This window comes from Marinihelvus fidelis, assembly GCF_008725655.1.
Lineage (GTDB): Bacteria > Pseudomonadota > Gammaproteobacteria > Xanthomonadales > SZUA-36 > Marinihelvus > Marinihelvus fidelis.
The window spans coordinates 442509-461011 of record NZ_VYXP01000005.1 but is presented as its reverse complement, the minus strand read 5'-3'; the positions used below and the strand labels follow the sequence as shown (position 1 = coordinate 461011).

At 66.5% G+C, this 18503-nt stretch carries 19 protein-coding genes; 5 read left to right on the top strand and 14 right to left on the bottom strand.

Annotated features, from left to right (window positions below):
• Positions 1-139 precede the first annotated feature (139 nt).
• The 3 genes from radC to rpmG all read left to right on the top strand — a co-directional run bounded on the left by radC (position 140) and on the right by rpmG (position 1332).
• Entirely contained in the window at positions 140-829 is a 690-nt protein-coding gene (gene radC / locus F3N42_RS10010; protein ID WP_150864314.1) for a RadC family protein, read from the top strand.
• 84 nt (positions 830-913) lie between these two features.
• Entirely contained in the window at positions 914-1150 is a 237-nt protein-coding gene (gene rpmB / locus F3N42_RS10005; RefSeq protein ID WP_150864313.1) for a 50S ribosomal protein L28, read from the top strand.
• Positions 1151-1164: 14 nt separating this feature from the next.
• Positions 1165-1332, top strand: coding sequence for a 50S ribosomal protein L33 (gene rpmG, locus F3N42_RS10000; protein WP_150864312.1), 168 nt, complete (start codon positions 1165-1167; stop codon positions 1330-1332).
• A gap of 252 nt (positions 1333-1584) precedes the next feature.
• Here rpmG and F3N42_RS09995 read toward each other — a convergent pair whose 3' ends face one another.
• Entirely contained in the window at positions 1585-3588 is a 2004-nt protein-coding gene (locus F3N42_RS09995) for a hydantoinase/oxoprolinase family protein (protein WP_224784839.1), read from the bottom strand.
• Positions 3589-3679: 91 nt separating this feature from the next.
• Here F3N42_RS09995 and mutM point away from each other — a divergent pair, with 91 nt between their 5' ends.
• Entirely contained in the window at positions 3680-4489 is an 810-nt protein-coding gene (gene mutM, locus F3N42_RS09990) for a bifunctional DNA-formamidopyrimidine glycosylase/DNA-(apurinic or apyrimidinic site) lyase (protein ID WP_150864311.1), read from the top strand.
• 33 nt (positions 4490-4522) lie between these two features.
• Here the strand turns inward: mutM and F3N42_RS09985 are convergent, their stop codons facing one another.
• From F3N42_RS09985 to F3N42_RS09935, 11 genes are all read right to left on the bottom strand, one after another.
• The gene (locus F3N42_RS09985) at positions 4523-4744 is read right to left on the bottom strand and encodes a hypothetical protein (protein ID WP_191621346.1); all 222 of its coding nucleotides are present in this window, start codon (positions 4742-4744) and stop codon (positions 4523-4525) included.
• 18 nt (positions 4745-4762) lie between these two features.
• A complete protein-coding gene (locus tag F3N42_RS09980) occupies positions 4763-5401 on the bottom strand; it encodes a thymidine kinase (RefSeq protein ID WP_150864309.1) in 639 nt (212 codons plus the stop codon).
• Complete coding sequence (locus F3N42_RS09975) at positions 5401-6282, bottom strand: hypothetical protein (RefSeq protein ID WP_150864308.1); 882 nt, start codon at positions 6280-6282, stop codon at positions 5401-5403. The genes F3N42_RS09980 and F3N42_RS09975 overlap by 1 nt, the downstream gene beginning before the upstream one ends.
• Before the next feature lie 15 nt (positions 6283-6297).
• Entirely contained in the window at positions 6298-7497 is a 1200-nt protein-coding gene (locus F3N42_RS09970) for a class I SAM-dependent methyltransferase (protein ID WP_150864307.1), read from the bottom strand.
• The gene (gene prmA, locus F3N42_RS09965; RefSeq protein ID WP_224784838.1) at positions 7494-8372 is read right to left on the bottom strand and encodes a 50S ribosomal protein L11 methyltransferase; all 879 of its coding nucleotides are present in this window, start codon (positions 8370-8372) and stop codon (positions 7494-7496) included. The genes F3N42_RS09970 and prmA overlap by 4 nt, the downstream gene beginning before the upstream one ends.
• Positions 8369-9727: an acetyl-CoA carboxylase biotin carboxylase subunit gene (gene accC, locus F3N42_RS09960; protein WP_150864380.1), complete on the bottom strand. Its 1359-nt coding sequence runs from the start codon at positions 9725-9727 to the stop codon at positions 8369-8371. Before accC ends, prmA begins: the two co-directional genes overlap by 4 nt.
• 19 nt (positions 9728-9746) lie before the next feature.
• The gene (gene accB, locus F3N42_RS09955) at positions 9747-10205 is read right to left on the bottom strand and encodes an acetyl-CoA carboxylase biotin carboxyl carrier protein (RefSeq protein ID WP_150864306.1); all 459 of its coding nucleotides are present in this window, start codon (positions 10203-10205) and stop codon (positions 9747-9749) included.
• A gap of 19 nt (positions 10206-10224) precedes the next feature.
• The gene (gene aroQ, locus F3N42_RS09950; protein ID WP_150864304.1) at positions 10225-10671 is read right to left on the bottom strand and encodes a type II 3-dehydroquinate dehydratase; all 447 of its coding nucleotides are present in this window, start codon (positions 10669-10671) and stop codon (positions 10225-10227) included.
• 288 nt (positions 10672-10959) lie between these two features.
• The gene (locus F3N42_RS09945; protein ID WP_150864302.1) at positions 10960-11760 is read right to left on the bottom strand and encodes an inositol monophosphatase family protein; all 801 of its coding nucleotides are present in this window, start codon (positions 11758-11760) and stop codon (positions 10960-10962) included.
• A gap of 2 nt (positions 11761-11762) precedes the next feature.
• Positions 11763-12242, bottom strand: a complete 480-nt coding sequence (locus F3N42_RS09940) for a hypothetical protein (RefSeq protein ID WP_150864300.1) — start codon at positions 12240-12242, stop codon at positions 11763-11765.
• Positions 12235-13626: an MFS transporter gene (locus F3N42_RS09935; protein ID WP_150864298.1), complete on the bottom strand. Its 1392-nt coding sequence runs from the start codon at positions 13624-13626 to the stop codon at positions 12235-12237. The genes F3N42_RS09940 and F3N42_RS09935 overlap by 8 nt, the downstream gene beginning before the upstream one ends.
• Positions 13627-13732: 106 nt before the next feature.
• Between F3N42_RS09935 and F3N42_RS09930 the strand changes: the two genes are divergently transcribed.
• Positions 13733-15229, top strand: coding sequence for a CoA-acylating methylmalonate-semialdehyde dehydrogenase (locus F3N42_RS09930; RefSeq protein ID WP_150864296.1), 1497 nt, complete (start codon positions 13733-13735; stop codon positions 15227-15229).
• Positions 15230-15431: 202 nt separating this feature from the next.
• Here F3N42_RS09930 and F3N42_RS09925 read toward each other — a convergent pair whose 3' ends face one another.
• Together F3N42_RS09925 and F3N42_RS09920 are read right to left on the bottom strand one after the other, a co-directional pair.
• A complete protein-coding gene (locus F3N42_RS09925; RefSeq protein WP_150864294.1) occupies positions 15432-17051 on the bottom strand; it encodes a solute:sodium symporter family transporter in 1620 nt (539 codons plus the stop codon).
• Positions 17048-18445 carry a metallophosphoesterase gene (locus F3N42_RS09920; protein ID WP_191621345.1) on the bottom strand — a complete coding sequence of 466 codons (1398 nt, stop codon included), beginning with the start codon at positions 18443-18445 and terminating at the stop codon, positions 17048-17050. Before F3N42_RS09920 ends, F3N42_RS09925 begins: the two co-directional genes overlap by 4 nt.
• Between the last annotated feature and the right edge of the window lie 58 nt (positions 18446-18503).

The following is an 18503-nucleotide window of genomic DNA, read 5'->3' as shown; positions in this document are numbered from 1 at the left end:
ATCGCTGGCAAACCGCGTTCTGGCGCCCGCCATCATACCAAGCCTGTTACCCGGTGCACCCGCTTTTCATCCATCGATGACAAAATCTGTAGCCGATTTCCTATTCGCCCACGGCGAACCGCACGGCACACTGTGTGCCATGGACACACTTCCGCCACAGACCGAAACCATTCGCGACGCGGTGACCGCCGTACCACTGACCGCGGCCCAGCCACCTGGCGGTAACGCCGGCGACGCCGAACTGCTGGCCCGCTTCCTGGGCATGGGCGCCGCACCACCGGACATCGCCCACTGCCGCCGCGCCCTGCGCCGTTTCAAGGGCCTGCGCGGCCTGCTGGACAGTGAGCCCGCCGACATTGCCCGCTGCCCCGGCTTTGGCGCGGCGCGGGCGACACAACTCACGGCCGGCCGCGAACTGTTCCGCCGCCAGCTGGAACAGCAGCTGTGCCGCGGCCGCGCGCTCACCAGCCCCGCCGAGACTGTCGACTACCTGCGCGCCGCGCTGCGTGACCGGCGCCGCGAGATCTTCACCGGGCTGTTCCTGGACACGCGGCACCGCGTCATCGCCTGCGAAGAACTGTTCCAGGGTTCCATCGACGGCGCCTGCGTATACCCGCGCGTGGTGGCCGAAAAGGCGCTGCGCCACGCAGCCGCCGCCGTCATCGTGGCCCACAACCACCCCTCCGGCGTGACCGAGCCCAGCCTGGCCGACCAGGCCATCACCCGGCGCCTGAAGGACGCCCTGGGCCTGCTGGAGATCCGTTTGCTGGATCATTTCGTCATCGGCGAAGGCGAACCGGTGTCGATGGCCAGCCGCGGCATGCTCTGATTTCCACGAAAAAGCTTGCATGGATCAAAACTCTGCGGTATAAAGTGCGGCTCTTTTTTGCACCAGTCGCTACGGGAAACTCCGATGTCCAGAGTCTGCCAGGTCACCGGCAAAAAGCCGATGTCCGGAAACAACGTGTCGCATTCCAACATCAAGCGGAAGCGGCGTTTTCTGCCCAACCTCCATACCCACCGTTTTTGGGTGGAAAACGAGAACCGTTGGGTGAAACTTCGCGTCTCCACGAAAGGCCTGCGGATCATCGACAAGAAGGGCATCGACGCCGTTCTGACCGACCTGCGCGCCCGTGGCGAACGCGTCTAACCGAGGATTTAGCCATGGCCAAGTCAGCACGTGAAAAGATTCGCCTGGTGTCCTCAGAAGGCACCGGCCACTTCTACACCACGGACAAGAACAAGAAGAACATGCCCGGCAAGATGGAGATCAAGAAGTACGATCCCGTCGTCCGCAAGCACGTGATGTACAAGGAAGCAAAGATCAAGTAAGCCGGCGGCCCCTCGGGGCGCTTCTTACGGATCTGGATGAACCCGCCCTCGTGGCGGGTTTTTCTTTGGGTGACGGGTGACGCGTGACGCGTGACAGAACAGCCTTCCACGCCGTGGGGTGGGCGTTGGCTTCGTTCCGGACCTTCGGCGGCATGGATGCCGCCGATGAGCGATCCATGGATGGACTCGAGCGAGTCCGGAACGAAGCCAACGCCCGCCCCAGGGCATGCTACACGCTCTCAAAGTGGCGCGTCACGCGTTACGCGTCACCACCAGGTTGCCGAGCGGGTCGGCCGTGGCCTGCCAGTCGGAAGGGATCCAGGCGGTGCCGACCGTGTCGGTGATGATGGCCGGGCCGTCGATGGGAGGTGCGGTGGCCTGTTCCAGCTCGGCGCGGGTGATGACGGGGACGTCGGTGTTGCGTTCGGGCGCGTCGAGCCCGCGGGCCGGGGGCGGCTCGGTGGGTAAGGTGGGCATGGGCGCGGTCGCGCGGGCGGCCAGGCGCAGGTTGGCCAGTTCCACGGGGCGCTCCAGGCGGTAGCCGCTGGCGGCTTCGTGGCGCGCGGCGAAGGCTTCGGCGTGGTCGGCGCCGAGCTCGAAGGGCAGCATGATGCCGGCATCCTGGCCGTGGTAGCGCAGCTCGAGCTGGTGAGTGAAAGACAGGTCGGCCCGGACATGGCCCTCGGCGGCGAGTTCATCGGCCAGGGCATCGGACAGGGCCGCGAACCGGCCGCCGATCGTCGTGTCACTCCAGTCCGCCAGCGGGGCCAGGATGGCCTCCACGGCGTCGCGCCCGGGCGCGGACGCCAGCATGCCCTGCGCCGACAGCACGCCGGCCCGCCGGGGCAAGACCACGCGGCGCATACCCAGCAGGTTAGCCAGCTCGCAGGCGTGCAGGCCGCCGGCGCCGCCGAAGCAGAACAGGGCGTCCTCGCGGGGATCATGGCCGCGCTCGACGGAGATCACGCGCAATGCCCGGGCCATGTGTTCATTGGCGATGCGGATGACGCCACGCGCCGCCTGCTGCGCGTCGCAATCCATGGCGTCGGCGAGCCGCGCCATCGCGGCGTCGGCTGCGGCCCGGTCGAGGGCCAGGTAGCCGCCCAATTTCGTGCCTGCCGGGATGCGGCCCAGCACCAGGTTGGCGTCGGTTACCGTCACCTGCTCGCCACCGCGGCCGTAGCAGGCCGGCCCCGGGTCGGCCCCCGCCGATTCCGGCCCCACCAGCAGCATGCCGCCCGCGTCGACGCGGGCGATCGAGCCGCCACCGGCGCCGATGGTGTGGATATCGACGGTGGGAATGGTCAGCGGCCAGCGGCCCATGCGCGAGGTCGTGGTCAGCGGGATGCCACCGTCAACCAATGCCACGTCAGTCGAGGTGCCGCCCATGTCGAAGGTCAGCAGCCGCTTCGCGCCAATGGCGCGGCCCAGCTGCTCGGCCGCGGCGATGCCGCCGGCCGGCCCGGACAGTAGCAACCGGACCGCGTGCCCGGCCGCGGTGGCCGCGGCTACCGTGGTGCCGGCGCTTTGCATGACGGCGATGCGCGCGCGCGGCAGGCGCGCGGCCAGCGAGCGCAGGTAACGACCAATCAGCGGCCCGACACCGGCGTTCAGCCAAGTGGCCACGCCGCGCTCATACTCGCGCGCCTCGGGCAGCACCTCGCTGGAGAGCGAGACAAACCAACGCTCGCCCAGCGCCTCGGCAATGCGCTGCTCCTCTTCCGGTCGCAGGAAGGAAAACAGCAGGTTCACGGCTACCGCGTCGACCTCAGCCGCGGCAATCGACGCAGCCAGCGCCGCCAGCTCGTCATCGTCGGCCCGGGCGATCAGCTCGCCATCGGCATCGATGCGGGTGCTGACTTCGAAGCAACGCTCACGCGGCACCGGCGGCGCCATGGCGGGCTGTTCCAGGCGATAGACGTGATCGCGCTCTTGCCGGCCCAGCGTCAGCACATCGGCGAATCCCGCGCTGGTGACGTAGGCGACGCGAGCGCCCTTGCCCTCGAGCACGGCGTTGGTGCCGACCGTGGTGCCGTGCACGATGTCGATGTCGCGGTCCGCCAGCCCCAGCCGATCGATGCCTTCGACAATCGCGCGGGACGGGTCATCCGGCGTGGAGAGCACCTTGCAGTGCCGCAGCTGGCCATCGACCAGCGCGACAAAATCCGTGAACGTACCGCCGGTATCGACGCCCACCATCGGCCGGGCGCGGACACCCGCTGCGGTGCGGCTATGGTTGGCGGCTGGCTCAGTCAATGGCGGTATCCGTGGCAGGGCGATGACGCCCGGAACAGCGTATTGTAAAGTCCGTCTCGCCCCGCATCATGCCCGCTGTTCGGAAATCGCCATGCCCGAGTTGCCCGAAGTCGAAACCACCCGCCGCGGCATCGCACCCTGGCTGGACGGTGCCGTGATCGAACGGATCGTGGTCCGCGACCCACGGCTGCGCTGGCCAGTGGCCGATGACGTGCATCGCGCGGAGGGCCAGCGCGTCACCCGCCTGGCCCGGCGGGCCAAGTACCTGCTGGTGAGCGTCGACGGCGGCGCGCTGATGCTGCACCTGGGCATGTCGGGTTCGGTCCGGGTGCTGACTACGTCCGCGGAGCCGGGCCGCCATGACCACGTCGACATCGTCACCGACCGCGCCACGTTGCGTTTCAACGACCCGCGCCGGTTCGGCTCGCTGCACTGGGTCGACGAACCGCTGGACGCTCACGCGCTGTTGCGGGACCTGGGCCCCGAGCCGCTGGGTCCGGATTTCGACGGCGACCACCTGTGGCGGCTATCGCGCGGCGCGCGGCGGTCAGTCAAGACCTTTATCATGGACGGCAAGGTGGTGGTCGGGGTCGGCAACATCTACGCCTCCGAGGCACTGTACATGGCCGGCATCCACCCCACCCGGCACGCCGGCCGTGTCAGCCGCGCGCGCTACGACGGACTGGCGGCGGCCATCCGCGACGTGCTCGGCCGCGCCATCGAGGCCGGCGGCACCACGCTAAGGGATTTCAGCAGCGCCCAGGGCACGCCCGGCTATTTCGCCCAGGACCTGCTGGTCTACGACCGCGAGGGCCAGGCCTGTTTCCAGTGCGGTGACGCCATTCGGCGCAGGGTGATCGGGCAGCGGGCGAGTTACTACTGCCCACGCTGCCAGCGGTGACGCGTGACGCGTGACGCGTGACGCGCAAAGAGCTTAGTCGTCCTGGGTGGGGTCGAGCTGTTTTTCCATGCGGTCCTGCTGGGCCTTGACGGCGTCCAGGTGGCTTTGCTCGAAGCCCTCGGCCTTTTTCAGCACCTTGACCTGGTCGCCGATGAAGGTGTCCTCGACGGCCATGGGCTCAGGCTCCGGCCAGAAATGCCAGACCAGCAGGGCAACCAGGATGAGCCCGATCAGGAAGCGCATGAGCGCCAGCATAGCACCGGCGGGCGCGGCCTACAGCAGGTTGGCCGGCTCTTCATCGTCCGCCACCGGCTCGAAGAACTTCACCCGGCGGCCACCCTCGAACACGTTCTTGAACTCGACGCGACTGACGGATACGTAGCGGTCGTTGCCGCCGATCTCCACCTGGTCGCCATCGCGCAGCGCGTAACCGTCGGCATCGACGCGCACCACCATCGTTGCCTTGCGGCCCGTGTGGCAGATGGTCTTCAGCTCCTGCAGTTCATCGGCCCAGGCCAGCAGCTGCGCGCTGCCCTCGAACAGTTCGCCGCGAAAATCCGTTCGCAGGCCAAAACACAGCACCGGGATATCGTGGCGATCCACCACCTCGGATAGCTGGTAGACCTGATCTCGGGACAGGAACTGGGCCTCGTCCACCAGCACGCAGTGGATGCTGCGATCATCGAGTTCCGCGCGGGTGCGCTCCAGCAGGTCGGTATCGGCATCGAAAACGATCGCCTCCGCCGCCAGCCCGATGCGCGAGCGGATCTGGCCGACACGGTAGCGGTCGTCCAGCTTCGGCGTGAACAGCAACGGGTTCATGCCGCGCTCACGGTAGTTGTGCGCAGACTGCAGCAACACCGTGGTCTTGCCGGCATTCATCGCGGAGTAATAGAAATACAGCTTGGCCATTACGGTTTCACCAGCACCGGGATCTCGGTCGCCCAGAGGTGCCATTGTGCCGTATGCCGGTCGAGCAGGTCGGCGACGAAGGCATTGACGCGGCCAATCGCGGCGTCCAGGTCGTCAAATCGCACAGGCTCAGAAACTTCCAGCACACGCTTACCCAGCGCATCGTCCCAGAACATGCCAAAGGTGGCCGCCGGGGCCTGGCTGGCCACGACCAGGTCAAGCCCCCTGGCGTTGATGGGCAGGTCATGCCCCAGCAGTTTCAGCTTGTCGCCGCGTGCACTGGCGGCCGGCGCATCGGGCACAAATACGATCGCGCAACCCGGCCTGCCAATGGCCTCGGCCAACGCGCCACTGCCACCTGGCACACGAATTGCGCCGCCGGTACAGATGCGCAACAGGTAACGAATCCGCCAAACCTGGTAGAGGTGGTATAGCGGCGCGCGGCGACGTTCTTCTCCAGTGACATCCCGGTAGACGATGACCGGCTTGAGCCCGGCATCGGCCATGCACCGCAATGACAATGTCGCCGGCCCCAGGTGGGCGCCCATCATGACGATGCTCTCGACCCTGGGCCAGGACTCCGGGCCATGGACCAGCGTCTCATTGATACGCCTGGTCGAACTGTAACGGCCATGCCAGGCATCGACGGCATCCAGGAAGCGCACTACGCGTAGCGTATAGGCCCATGATTCGGCGTCGACGTCGCCCAGCACCTCGCCGGCGTTCCGCAGCGCGTGCATGACGTGGCCGCGGTAGAACAGCGAGCTGCGACCGACGGCACGGATGATGACATTGGCGCCGCGGGCGGGCAGCGCGAAGCACAGCAGCGGCAACAGCCAGTAGGCCGCCAGGTCATGACATTGACGAAGGATCCAGCGCATCGTTGTGGCCCGCGACTACTTTCGATTCCAGGCGGACACGTAGAGCTCGGTATTGGCCAACTGCTCAAAACCGTACTGCTGCAGCTCCGGGGTGTACTCCACCAGGTTGCTGGTCCGCAGCGCCACGCGCCAGGGCTCGAAACCGAGATCCCGCAATTCCTTTTCGAAATCGGTGACGGTGATCGGGTTCAGCTCGGTGTACCACTGCCAGTAGTCGTCCGGGCTGGCAAACTCGCCGCCGCGATCCATGTAATCGGGTGGCGTGGCCTTGACCCGCTTTTCCAGCTCTTCAGGCGGCAGCTTCAGGTGGATCCAGGGGTCGTCGAAAAACTCGCCCAGGTGGTTGCCGTATTCGCCGTAGAACAGGCCCGGATGCGCGAACAGCAGGCCGCCGGGCTTGAGCACACGGCGAATCTCGCGCAGTGACTGGGCGTAGCCGCCGACGATATGCTCGAACGACCCCCAGGACAGCACCACGTCGAAGTGGTCGTCGTCGAAGGGCAGGGCGTTGGCATCAAAGGGCTCGAACCGCAGCGCCGGGTCGCGCTTCCAGTCATCGGGAATGTGGTTGCGCGCGGCCACCTCGTCCAGCAGGTCGAACCGGCGTGACGGGTCGATGCCGACGAATTCGCGCGGTCGGCAGCGCAGGAACACGCCCAGGTCGGTCATGCCGTCACCACAGCCGACATCCAATACTCGACCCTTCAGCAATTCGTTGTCAGCCAGCATCAGGTTAACGATCACGCGGGCGGCATGGTCGAAGTGCTTGAAGAACCAGTCGTCGTGGCCGCGGTTCCAGCTCAGGTCTTCCAGCGCCAAGCCGTCGAGCGAGCGCAGCGACCACGAGGGCTTCTGCAACCGGTCCGGCACGGCGATCCTGCCTTCCGTGATCGGCGTGCCTGATTCCAGCGCCGAAAGCAGTCGGGGCTTGTTGTTGGTCTGGTCCCAGAGCAATGCCTTGGGCCGCGCGCCGGTTGTCGGCAGGGTGACGCTGCCTGCGTCCACCTCGGCCACGTAACGTCCACGCGGTAGCCAGGCGACATCCCAGCCGGCCTGGCGGATATGGATGGACTGCAGTTCCTGGCCGCTGGCCACGCAGAACAGCTGCAGCTGCAAATCGATGTCGAACAGCATGTCATCGGCGATGGCGAAGGTGATCTCGAACCGGCCATCACCCAGCGACTTCAGCTGCTCGATCGAGTTTTCACCGCTCACGCGCGCACTCCTTCCAGGCGCACCCAGCCGTCCACGCTGTTGGCCACGGCCAGGTCGATGCCGTGTTCGCCGAAGGCGGCGATGACCGAATCGGCCTGGTCGTCGAGCACGCCAGCCAGCACCAGCGCGCCGCCGGGGCGGACCGAGGCGGCCAGTTCGGGGGCCAGGCGCTGCAGGATGCCGGCCAGGATGTTGCTGATCACGATGTCGGCCTGGCCTTCGCCCGGGGTTTGGCCCTGTGATACGTCCAGGCGGTCGGCGATGCCGTTGCGCTCTGCGTTGTCGGCAGTGGCGGTGACGGCCTGGGGGTCGTTGTCGATGCAGCGGACGTGGCGGGCGCCGACGATGGCGGCGGCAATGCCCAGCACGCCGGAGCCGCAGCCGTAGTCGAGCACATCACGGCCGTTGACGTCGGCGGCGTCGAGCCATTCCAGGCACAGGCGCGTGGTGGCGTGGGTGCCGGTGCCGAAGGCCAGGCCGGGGTCCAGGCGGACGATGTCGGCGTCCGGCTCGGGCGCGTCCATGCCGTGCGGGACAATCCACAGGCGCTCGCCGAAGCGCATCGGCTTGAACCGGTCCATCCAGGCGCGTTCCCAGGCCTGGTCGCGCACTTCCCGAACGCTCACGGTGTTGGGATCGACCAGTAGCGACAACGCCGCGCGCACGCGTTGTGCGTCGATATCGCCGTTAAAAAGGCCGATCATGACGACATCGTCCCACAATGGCGTCTCGCCGACGCCGGGCTCCAGCAGCGGCTGGTCGCCGGAATCGGACAGGGTCACGGCCAGCGCGCCCTGGCCCAGCAACAGGGATTCAACGAGGTCCGCCCGCGCCTTGCCGGTGCGGACGGCAACCTCGATATGGCCTTCACTCACTGCTTCTTGCCCTGGCGCTGTTCCAGGCGTTTTTCCAGGTAGTGGATGTTGAAGCCGCCTTCCAGGAAACCCGGGTCGGACAGCAGCCACTGGTGCAGGGGAATGTTGGTCTTGATGCCGTTCAGCACCATCTCGTCCAGCGCCACGCGCATACGGGCGATGGCCGAGTCGCGGTCCTGCCCGTGGGCGATGATCTTGGCGATCATCGAATCGTAGTTGGGCGGTACGCGGTAGCCGTCGTAGATATGCGAATCCACGCGAATGCCGGGGCCACCCGGCGTGTGGAAACCGTTGATGGTGCCCGGGCTGGGCATGAAGGTTTCCGGGTCTTCGGCGTTGACGCGGCACTCGATGGCGTGGCCGCGTATCTGGATGTCGTCCTGCGTGTAACCCAGCTTTTCGCCGGCCGCGACCAGGATCTGTTCGCGGATCAGGTCGACGCCGGTGATGCGCTCGGTCACCGGGTGCTCCACCTGGATGCGCGTGTTCATCTCGATGAAGTAGAAGTTGCCATCGTCGAACAGGAACTCGAAGGTGCCGGCACCGCGGTAGCCGATGCGCTTGCAGGCCTCGACACACACCGAGCCGATCTGCGCGCGCTGCTCCGGCGTAATGCCCGGCGCCGGCGCCTCCTCGATGACTTTCTGGTGGCGGCGCTGGGTGGAGCAGTCGCGCTCGCCCAGGTGGATGGCATTGCCGTGCTGGTCGGCCATGACCTGGATCTCGATATGACGCGGGTTCTCCAGGTACTTCTCCATGTAGACGGTGTCGTCGCCGAAGGCCGCCTTGGCCTCCTGCTTGGTCATCTGCAGGGCGTTTTCCAGGTGCGCCTCGGTGTGGACGACGCGCATGCCGCGCCCGCCACCGCCCGCAGCCGCCTTGATGATCACCGGGAAACCGATGCGCTCGGCAATCGCCGCGTTTTCTTCCGGGTCGTCGCCCAGCGGGCCGCCGGAGCCGGGCACGCAGGGCACGCCGGCGGATTTCATGGCCTCGATGGCCGAGACCTTGTCGCCCATCAGGCGGATGGTTTCGGGTTTCGGGCCGATAAAGATGAAGCCGCTTTCCTCGACGCGCTCGGCGAAGTCGGCGTTTTCGGCCAGGAAGCCGTAGCCCGGGTGGACGCCGACGGCGTCGGTGACCTCGGTGGCGGCAATGATGGCCGGGATATTCAGGTAACTCTCGGCGCCTGGCGGCGGGCCGATGCAGACCGACTCGTCGGCCAGGGCCACGTGCTTCAGGTTACGGTCGACCGTGGAATGCACCGCCACGGTCTTGATGCCCAGCGCCTGGCAGGCGCGCAGGATGCGCAGCGCGATTTCACCGCGGTTGGCGATGACGATCTTGTCCATGATGGCCATGTCGTCGACCGGCTCAGCGAATGACGAACAGCGGCTGGTCGAATTCCACCGGCTGGCCGTTCTCGGCCAGGATGGCGACCACGGTGCCGGAGAAGTCGGACTCGATCTGGTTGAACATCTTCATCGCCTCGATGATGCACAGCGTGTCGCCGACGGCCACGGTCTGGCCGGCGCTGACGAAGGATTCGGCTTCCGGGCTGGAGGCGGCATAGAACGTGCCGACCATGGGCGCGCGCACCACCTGGCCTTCGGGCAGCTCGGGCTCGCCACCGGCGGCAGACGCATCGGCCGCGGGTGCCGGCGCTGCGGCAGCCGGCGCGGGCGCGGCCATCACCGGGGCCGGCATGGCCACGGGCGCGGCCTGCACGGCACGGGAAATGCGCAGCGACTCTTCGCCCTCGACGATTTCGATTTCGGACAGGCTGGACTCTTCCAGCAGCTCGATGAGTTTTTTGATTTTACGAATATCCATGTCCGTCTCCGGTCAGGGTTTATACCTGGGGTTCGATTCGATTGATGATGGCCTGCAGCGCCAGCAGGTAGCCCTCGCCGCGGAAGCCGCTGATCACGCCTTCGGCGATATCAGCAAAGTACGACACCTGGCGGAATGGCTCACGCGCCGAGACCGCGGACAGGTGCACCTCGATAAACGGGATCTGCACTGCCAGCAACGCGTCCCGCAGCGCCACGCTGGTGTGCGTGTAGGCCGCGGGGTTCAGAATGATGTAGTCGACGCCATCCGCGCCCGCCTGCTGGACCGCGTCCACCAGGTCGCCCTCGGAATTGCTCTGCACCGCGTCCAGCGTGACATCACAGCTATCGGCGAAGACGCGCAGATCGGCGATGATCTCGTCCAGGCCGCGCCGGCCGTACTTGTCAGGCTCGCGTGTACCCAGAAGGTTCAGGTTGGGGCCGTTGATTACCAGGACGCGGGTCATTCAGGCGGTTTCCGAATGCGGGACGAAGGGGGCGAGAGTCTGACGCAACATCCTCTCATTGTAAACCGTTCGGCGCCGTTTTGGCGACGTTACCGACAAACGGCGTGTTGGGAAGGGTGTGGGAGTGGTTAGCTATACCCGGGACTCGCTCGAGTCCATCCATGGATCGCTCATCGGCAGCTTCCCTGCCGCCGAAGGTCCCGGGTATAGCTAACCACTCCCACACCACCAAACGCCATTGCGGGCTGAAGGGGTGGGGTCAGAGTCGACTCTGACCCCACTCTGACCCTACGCCGACCCCTTTATTATGGACTGGAGGGCGGGCCAGACGGCGGGGGCGGCGGCGAGCATGGGGGCGCCGGTGAGCAGGTCGTTGACGTCGCGGACGGGCTCGTTGGTGCGGCCGCCGGCTTCGCGGACCAGCAGGTCGCCGGCGATGGCGTCCCAGGCGTTCATGTGCGGCTCGTAGTAGCCGATCAGGCGGCCGGCGGCGACGTGGGCCAGGGTCAGGGCGCCGCTGCCGCAACGATGGAACATGCCGTTGGCGTCGAGCAGGCGCCGCATCGGGTCCAGGGTGTCGTCGGTGGTCACCCGGTTGGAATGGCCGATGCCGACCAGCCCCTGGTCCAGGCCGGTGGCGCTCGAGGCACGCATCGCCTGCCCGTTCAGCGTCGCGCCCTGGTCCAGGGCCGCGCTGAACAGTTCGTCACGGTTCGGGTCGTAGATCACACCCAGGCGTACCCGGCCCTCGGCGAACCATGACAGCGACACGCACCAGGTCGACAGGCAGCAGATGAACGGCTGGGTGCCGTCGATGGGGTCCACGACCCAGGTGCCGCGCGATGCATCGGGCCGGAACAGCTCGCAACTTTCCTCGCCCAGGAAGCCATCGTCCGGATAGGTGGCCTCGACCGCGTCACGAACCAGCCGTTCGACGGCGTCGTCGGCCTCGGTGGCCATGTCCTGCACGCCCTTGCTGCGCACATCGAGCGCGCCGATGTCGGCGGCATAACCCAGCGCCCGCTGCCCGGCCCGCCGGGCCAGGGCGCAAGCAAAATCCAGCCGTTCGGTGACATCAATAGCGTTCATGCTCACTGCAGCCGGTACAGGGGCGCGGGACAGGCGCGCAGAATAGCGAAGGTCTTGGTCGTCGCCGGCGTGGTCACCCGCACCAGCACCTCGTCCAGCGCCGGCAGGGTATCGAAGGCGGTGACATTCAGGGTCTTGATCACGTCTTCTCCTTCACACGTCATGTCGAATTCCAGGGCTTCGCCGCCATCGGCCATCTCGACACCGGACGAGCAGGCACCGGCATCTCCCGCGGTGAACAGCGCGCCCGTGGCCGCCAACTGTTCCAGCGCGCCAGCCGGCAGGTCCGCAGACGGGCTGAACCGGCCCCGGACGCTGCCGTTGTCATCGAAATCCAGCGTCAGCCTGGCGACCGCGTCAGCGTGCCCCGGATGCACCTGGTAGTGGTCCCGGCACGGGTCCGGCCCGCCGCTATCACCGCAGGCGGCGAGCAGCGTGGCGCCCAGCAGCGCCAGGGCCAACACCCCGCCGCGCCTAGTCACGCGCCTTCACCCGCCACAGGCATGCCGCCAGCAGCACCGAGACCACCGAGGCGCCCACCCAGAACACGATGGGCGCGGAGTAATCATAGAAATAGACGGTGGGCGTGGCATCACCCATATTGAACACCACCCGTGTTTCACTCTGGTAGATCAGCTTGCCGCTGATGTAGTCCTGCATGCCGGCGCCGATATAGCTGAAAATGCCGATAAAGCCCATCGCCGCGCCGGCCACGTTCTTGGGCGCCACGTCGATGGCGAACAGCCCTCCCAGCGAGGCCAGGATGCCGCTCAGGCCAAAGCCATACACCACCAGCGCCACGGCCAGCAGGACGTCATTCTGCGGCCCGAAGAAGATCACGAACAGCGGCACCAGCTCCATCAGCCCGAAGATCAGGTTGGCCGGTGGCCGCCGCGCGGAGAACCACTTGTCGGAGATAAAGCCAAAGGCGACGCAGCCCAGGATGCCGGCGGCCGTGTTCAGGAAGATGAACAGGTTGGCGTCGAACAGGTCGAAGCCGCGGATCTCCTGCAGGTAGACGTTGCCCCAACTGTTGATGGCGTAGCGCGTGATGTACATGCTGGCGCTGGCCAGCGCGATCACCCAGATCGACGGGATGGCCAGCACGCGCAGCTGGTCGCGCAGGATGGTGCCGGCGTCGCGCGCCCGGGTCGAGACCTGGTTGATGACATCGTTGCGCCACTCGGCCACCGGCGGCAGGCCCAGCGTCTGCGGCCGGTCCTGCAGGAAGCGTAGTGCAATCAGCGAGGCGAGCACGCACACCGCCGCCGGCGTGATGAAGCCCCACGACCAGTGCAGGCCCAGGCCCTTGGGCGGCATCGCCACCAGCAGGGCGATGCCCAGGTAGGTCAGGCCCTCGCCGATGGAATGCGCGGTGCTCCAGATGCCGTAGTAGCGGCCGCGCTCGTTGTTGCTGAACCAGTTGGCCAGCGCCACCACGCTGGACGGCGCGCCGAAGCCCTGGAACCAGCCGTTCAGCGCCCACAGCGCCGCGGACAGCCACACCACCGTGGACATCGACATGCCAAAGTTCATCAGCGCGGAGAGCAGCAGTCCGGCGGCGAAGAAGCGTTTGACGTTGGCGTAGTCGGCGAGGATACCGTTGCTGAACTTGCCCAGCGCGTAGCCGTACAGCAGCATGGAGCCGATCAGGCCCATTTCCTCGGGCGTGAAGATGCCCGCGTCCATCATCGGCTTCTTGACCACGTTCAGCGCCAGGCGGCAGACATAGCCCAGGCCGTAGCACAGCGTGATGACGACGATGACATTGCGCCGGTGGCGGCGGAATTCCGCGTCGATGGCGCCCTGGTCGCCCAGCGGCGGCGCGTCCGGTTGCGCGGCAAAGTATCGTAGGATCGAGTTCAAGCGGTTTTTACCCGTCTGTTCTGTTTATAAGAGCGTCCAACGAGTGGCATTATGCCCTCGAATGAAATAATATTTCCAGTCTTACTTGGTTAGGAATATTTGTTTCATGTCGTCTACGGTCCAACATTACATCAACGGCGCGGTGGTTTCCGGTGGGGAACGCCAGGCCGACATCATGAACCCCGCGCTCGGCGCCGCCAGCGGCCAGGTCGCCCTGGCCGACGTCGCCACCGTGCACCAGGCCATCGACGCCGCGGAGAAAGCGGCCGCCGGGTGGCGTGATGTCCCGCCGGCCAAGCGAGCGACGATCCTGTTCGAGTACAAGCGGCTGCTGGAAGAGAACTTCGACGCCATCGCCGGGCTGATCACGCGTGAGCACGGCAAGACCTTCAGCGACGCGCAGGGCGAACTGCGCCGTGGCATCGAGGTGGTCGACTACGCCTGCGGCGCGCCGGAACTGCTGAAAGGCGAGTTCTCCAAGAACGCCGGCCCCGGCATCGACACCTGGGTCGAACGCCAGCCACTGGGCGTGGTGGCCGGCATCACGCCGTTCAACTTCCCCGCCATGGTGCCGATGTGGATGTTCCCGATGGCCATTGCCTGCGGCAACGCCTTCATCCTGAAGCCGTCGGAAAAAGACCCGTCGGCCGCCATCGAGCTGGCGCGCCTGTTCAGCCATGCCGGCCTGCCGGACGGCGTGTTCAACGTGGTGAACGGTGATGTCGAGGCCGTCAGCGAGCTGCTGACCGAGCCGCGGGTGCAGGCCGTCAGCTTTGTCGGCTCCACGCCGGTGGCCGAGCATATCTACCGCACCGCCTCGGCGGCCGGCAAGCGCGTCCAGGCCCTGGGCGGCGCCAAGAACTGCGCCGTCGTCATGCCCGACGCGGACCTGGACAACGCCGCCAGCGCGCTGGTGGGCGCCGCCTATGGCTCCTGCGGCGAGCGCTGCATGGCCATCTCGGTGGCGATCTGCGTCGGCGACGAAACCGCCGATGCCCTGGTCGGCAAGATCAGCGCCCAACTCGATGGCCTGTCAATCGGCAACGGCATGGACGACGGCGTGGCCATGGGCCCGCTGATCACGGCCGAGCATTTGGAGCGCGTCCGCGGCTATGTCGCGAAGGGCGTTGAAGAAGGCGCGGACCTGGTGATCGACGGCCGCGACACCGTGCCCGCGGGGCTCGACGGCTACTTCCTGGGCGGCTGCCTGTTCGACCGCGTCCAGCCCGGCATGACCATCTTCGAGGAAGAGATCTTCGGCCCGGTGCTGTGCGTCATGCGCGCCGCCAACCTGGACCAGGCCATGACCTGGATCAACGACCACGCCTACGGCAACGGCACCTGCGTGTTTACGCGCGACGGCGAAAGCGCCCGCCGCTTCACCGACCGCATCCAGGTGGGCATGGTCGGCGTCAACGTCCCGCTGCCTGTGCCGGTGGCCTCGCACAGCTTCGGCGGCTGGAAGCGCTCACTGTTCGGCGACCTCTACGCCTACGGCCCCGACGCCGTACGCTTCTACACCCGCACAAAAACCATCTCGCAACGCTGGCCCGATTCCCGCACCCGCGAAGCTGCCAACTTCGACTTCCCCTCAAACGGGTGACTGGTGACACGTGACGCGTGACGCGTGACGCGTGACGCGTGACGAAAAGCGTTCCACGCCCTGGGGAGGGGGTTACTCTTTTCCGGACCTTCGGCGGCATGGATGCCGCCGATGAGCGATCCATGGATGGACTCGAGCGAGTCCGGAAAGGAGTAACCCCCCTCCCCAGGGCATGCGACGCCACCCCACCGTCACGCGTCACCTACTGCGCCAGCAGGATGTAGGTCGCGAGCGTAGCGAGAACGACCAGCGCTGAAATCGGCCGCGCCATGCGCCAGGGCGTCATATCGACGGGAGCCGGCGCGGCGGGTGCGTGTGAGCGGGTGTCGGGGCGCCAGGCGCTGATGGCGGTGATCAGCGCCACCGTGAACACGAACACCACGGCCAGCCAGTGCAGGAAGTGGATCTCCTCCTGCAGGCCGAAGGCGGACTGCACGGCGGCCTGGATGGGTTCGCGCCAGGCGAAATTCACCATGTAGAACACGACGGGGCCGACGACCAGCGCGGTCTTGGCGGCCAGCGCCGAGGCCCTGCGCGTAAACAGCGCGGCCAGGATGACCGCCAGCATTGGCCCGAAGAACGTGGCGTTGATCTGCTGCAGGTAGTTGTACAGGCTGCCACTGGTATCGATGCGGGGCGCGGTCACCATCGCGGCAATGGCCAGCACGATGGAGCACCAGCGGCCCGAGGCGACCATCTGCCGGTCGCTGGCGTCGCGTTGGAACAGCGGACGCCAGATGCCGTGGCTGAACAGCGTCGCGGCGCTGTTCAGCACACTGTTGAAGGTGCTGAGCACCGCACCCACCATCACCGCCGCGAACAGGCCGGCCAGCGCCGGCGGCAGCACCTCGGCCACCAGCATCGGGTAGGCCTGCAGGTAGTCTTCGCGCTGCAGCTCACCCTTGAAAAGATGCCAGGCGATCACGCCGGGCAGCACCACTACCAGCGGCCCCAACAGCTTGAACAGGGCCGCCAGCAACACGCCCTGCTGGCCGGCAGCCAGGCTGCGTGCGCCCAGCGCGCGCTGCAGGATGGACTGGTTTACGCACCAGAAAAACACCTGGTTGACGATCATGCCAGTGAACAGCACGCCGAACGGCAGGAAGCTGCCGGGCTCATTACCGGTAATGTCGAATTTCGGCTTCTCTTCCGTGTAGACCGTTTCCAGCCCGGCCAGCATGTCGCCGTCGCCCACCGCCATCAGAGCCAGCACCGGGATCATCAGGCTGGCCAGCAGGAAGCCGACGCCGTTGATGGTGTCGGAGATGGCGATCGCCCGCAGGCCGCCGAAAATGGCGTACAGGCTGCCCAGGCCGCCGATGCCCCAGACCAGCAGCCAGCGCGCCTGACCTTCACTGATGCCCAGTGTGCCGGACACATCGAACAGGCTTTCCATGCCGCTGGCGCCGAACAGCAGCACCACCGGCAGGATCGCCACCGCGTAACTGAGCAGGAACAGCGCCGACATGATGACGCGGGTGGTGGAGTCGAAGCGGCGGTCGAGAAATTCGGGGATGGTGGTCAGGCCGTTGCGCAGGTACAACGGCAGGAACACCAGCGCGGTCAGCACCATGGCAAGGGCCGCAGTGGTCTCCCAGGCGGTCACGGCAATGGTGTGCTGGAAGGCGTCGCCGTTCAGGCCAATCAGGTGCTCGGTGGACAGGTTGGTCAGCATCAGCGAGCCGGCGATAAACAGCGGCCCCAGGCTGCGCCCGGCCAGGAAATAGCCTTCGGCGGTGGCGCCCACCTGGTGACGCCGGGTGCCGAGCCAGGCGATCACCGCCACCAGGGCGGTGAAACCGACAAACCCGACCCAGTTCACGGTGAGGCCTGGGTCAGCGCTCCTGCATCACGGCCCGATCGGCGTTTGAAACGGTGGGTGAAGACTTCGTCGATGGCGCTCGAGCCGTCATCGGGAATGGCCAGCAGCGTCACCTCGGCCTCGTCCTCGCCCAGTTCCAGCGTGGCAAAGCCCCACACCTGGCCGCGCGCGTACAGCGTTTCTTTCTGCGGATAGGTGCGGTCCAGGTAATCCATGAACGTGCTGTGCAGGGCGCGCTGCTTGCCGGCCGCGCCGGAGACCAGGGTCATCAGCGGGCGGTCGTCGGGCTGGCCCAGGCCGTCACGGCAGTCATCCATGTGCACCTCCAGCGTGTGCTCGTGGCCGGCCAGGAACATGTCGGCATAGCGGCACAGCGCCGGGTAAAGCTGCTCGCGCAGCACCTTGGCCTGCTCGTACTTACCGCCCGAGCCGGACCACAGCGGGTGATGGGCGATGACGATCTTCCAGTGTGCGTCCGACTCGGCCAGGGCTTTCGCCAGCCAGGCGACCTGGTCGCGTTCCGCGCCGCGCGGGACCGTCCAGGGGTCCGCCTCGTCGATCTCGCCGGTATGCACGGGCGTACCGTCGTCGGCAAACGCGTATTCAGGCTCTTCGAAGGCCGACAACAACAGCGTGGTGTCGATGCCGAACACCTCGACCCCCGGCACGGGCTCGCTCTTCCACCAGAAGCCGTCCATGCGGTACAGCGGTGACGCCTGCAGGTAGGCCAGTTGCGCCTCGGCGCCCTCACGCGAGGTCTCCCAGTCGTGGTTGCCCATCACCGGGTAGATGACGAAGTCCTCGTCCTGCTCCTGCAGGCCGATGTACGGCTTGTTCATCAGGTCGTCGAAGCGCGCCGCGTCGTCGCGGCCGTCGGCGCCGACGGTAGCACCGGAGGGGTAGATGTTGTCGCCCAGCATGACGCCGAAGTCACAGCGGTCGGGTGACGCGCACCAGTCCTGGATCGCCCGGGCCACCGGCCACATGCCGCTGGCCGGCACCCAGCCGCCGGTCTGCTCGGCAAAATGAAATGGCGAGAGGCGGAATTCCTGGATCGGCATGTTGTCCTCGATCCAGTCGTCCAGTTCACCGACGATATAGGTCCGCGCGTCCAGCGGGTCCTCGTAGTCGTCGGCCTCGAGCCAGTCATAGTCGTAGCCGGTATCGCCAAAGGCCAGGATGTTCGCTTTAAACGTTTCCGCCCCGGCGGGCGTCGAAGGGTTTATACCCGGAGACGCCGGCGCCGAAGCGGGCGTCGTGCCGCAGGCGGAAGCCAGTACCGCAACCGCCAGCGCCGTGGCCTTCCAGGCGTGACGACGAACTGTCACGAACAGGTCATGGTCATCAGGCAATTTGCCCTGTTGAACGCGATTTTCCGGGATGAATTCGGTCATGTCGTGAGCCTTGTCCTGGGGCCGGGCGAATTTTCGGCGGCCGTATATTGAAAATTTC

What these genes read in the sequence shown, in the direction of transcription:
- radC (WP_150864314.1), top strand. Translation starts at nt 140, where the DNA reads ATGGACACACTTCCGCCACAGACCGAAACCATTCGCGACGCGGTGACC.
- rpmB (WP_150864313.1), top strand. Translation starts at nt 914, where the DNA reads ATGTCCAGAGTCTGCCAGGTCACCGGCAAAAAGCCGATGTCCGGAAAC.
- rpmG (WP_150864312.1), top strand. Translation starts at nt 1,165, where the DNA reads ATGGCCAAGTCAGCACGTGAAAAGATTCGCCTGGTGTCCTCAGAAGGC.
- mutM (WP_150864311.1), top strand. Translation starts at nt 3,680, where the DNA reads ATGCCCGAGTTGCCCGAAGTCGAAACCACCCGCCGCGGCATCGCACCC.
- F3N42_RS09985 (WP_191621346.1), bottom strand. Translation starts at nt 4,744, where the DNA reads ATGCTGGCGCTCATGCGCTTCCTGATCGGGCTCATCCTGGTTGCCCTG.
- F3N42_RS09980 (WP_150864309.1), bottom strand. Translation starts at nt 5,401, where the DNA reads ATGGCCAAGCTGTATTTCTATTACTCCGCGATGAATGCCGGCAAGACC.
- F3N42_RS09975 (WP_150864308.1), bottom strand. Translation starts at nt 6,282, where the DNA reads ATGCGCTGGATCCTTCGTCAATGTCATGACCTGGCGGCCTACTGGCTG.
- accB (WP_150864306.1), bottom strand. Translation starts at nt 10,205, where the DNA reads ATGGATATTCGTAAAATCAAAAAACTCATCGAGCTGCTGGAAGAGTCC.
- aroQ (WP_150864304.1), bottom strand. Translation starts at nt 10,671, where the DNA reads ATGACCCGCGTCCTGGTAATCAACGGCCCCAACCTGAACCTTCTGGGT.
- F3N42_RS09945 (WP_150864302.1), bottom strand. Translation starts at nt 11,760, where the DNA reads ATGAACGCTATTGATGTCACCGAACGGCTGGATTTTGCTTGCGCCCTG.
- F3N42_RS09930 (WP_150864296.1), top strand. Translation starts at nt 13,733, where the DNA reads ATGTCGTCTACGGTCCAACATTACATCAACGGCGCGGTGGTTTCCGGT.
- F3N42_RS09920 (WP_191621345.1), bottom strand. Translation starts at nt 18,445, where the DNA reads ATGACCGAATTCATCCCGGAAAATCGCGTTCAACAGGGCAAATTGCCT.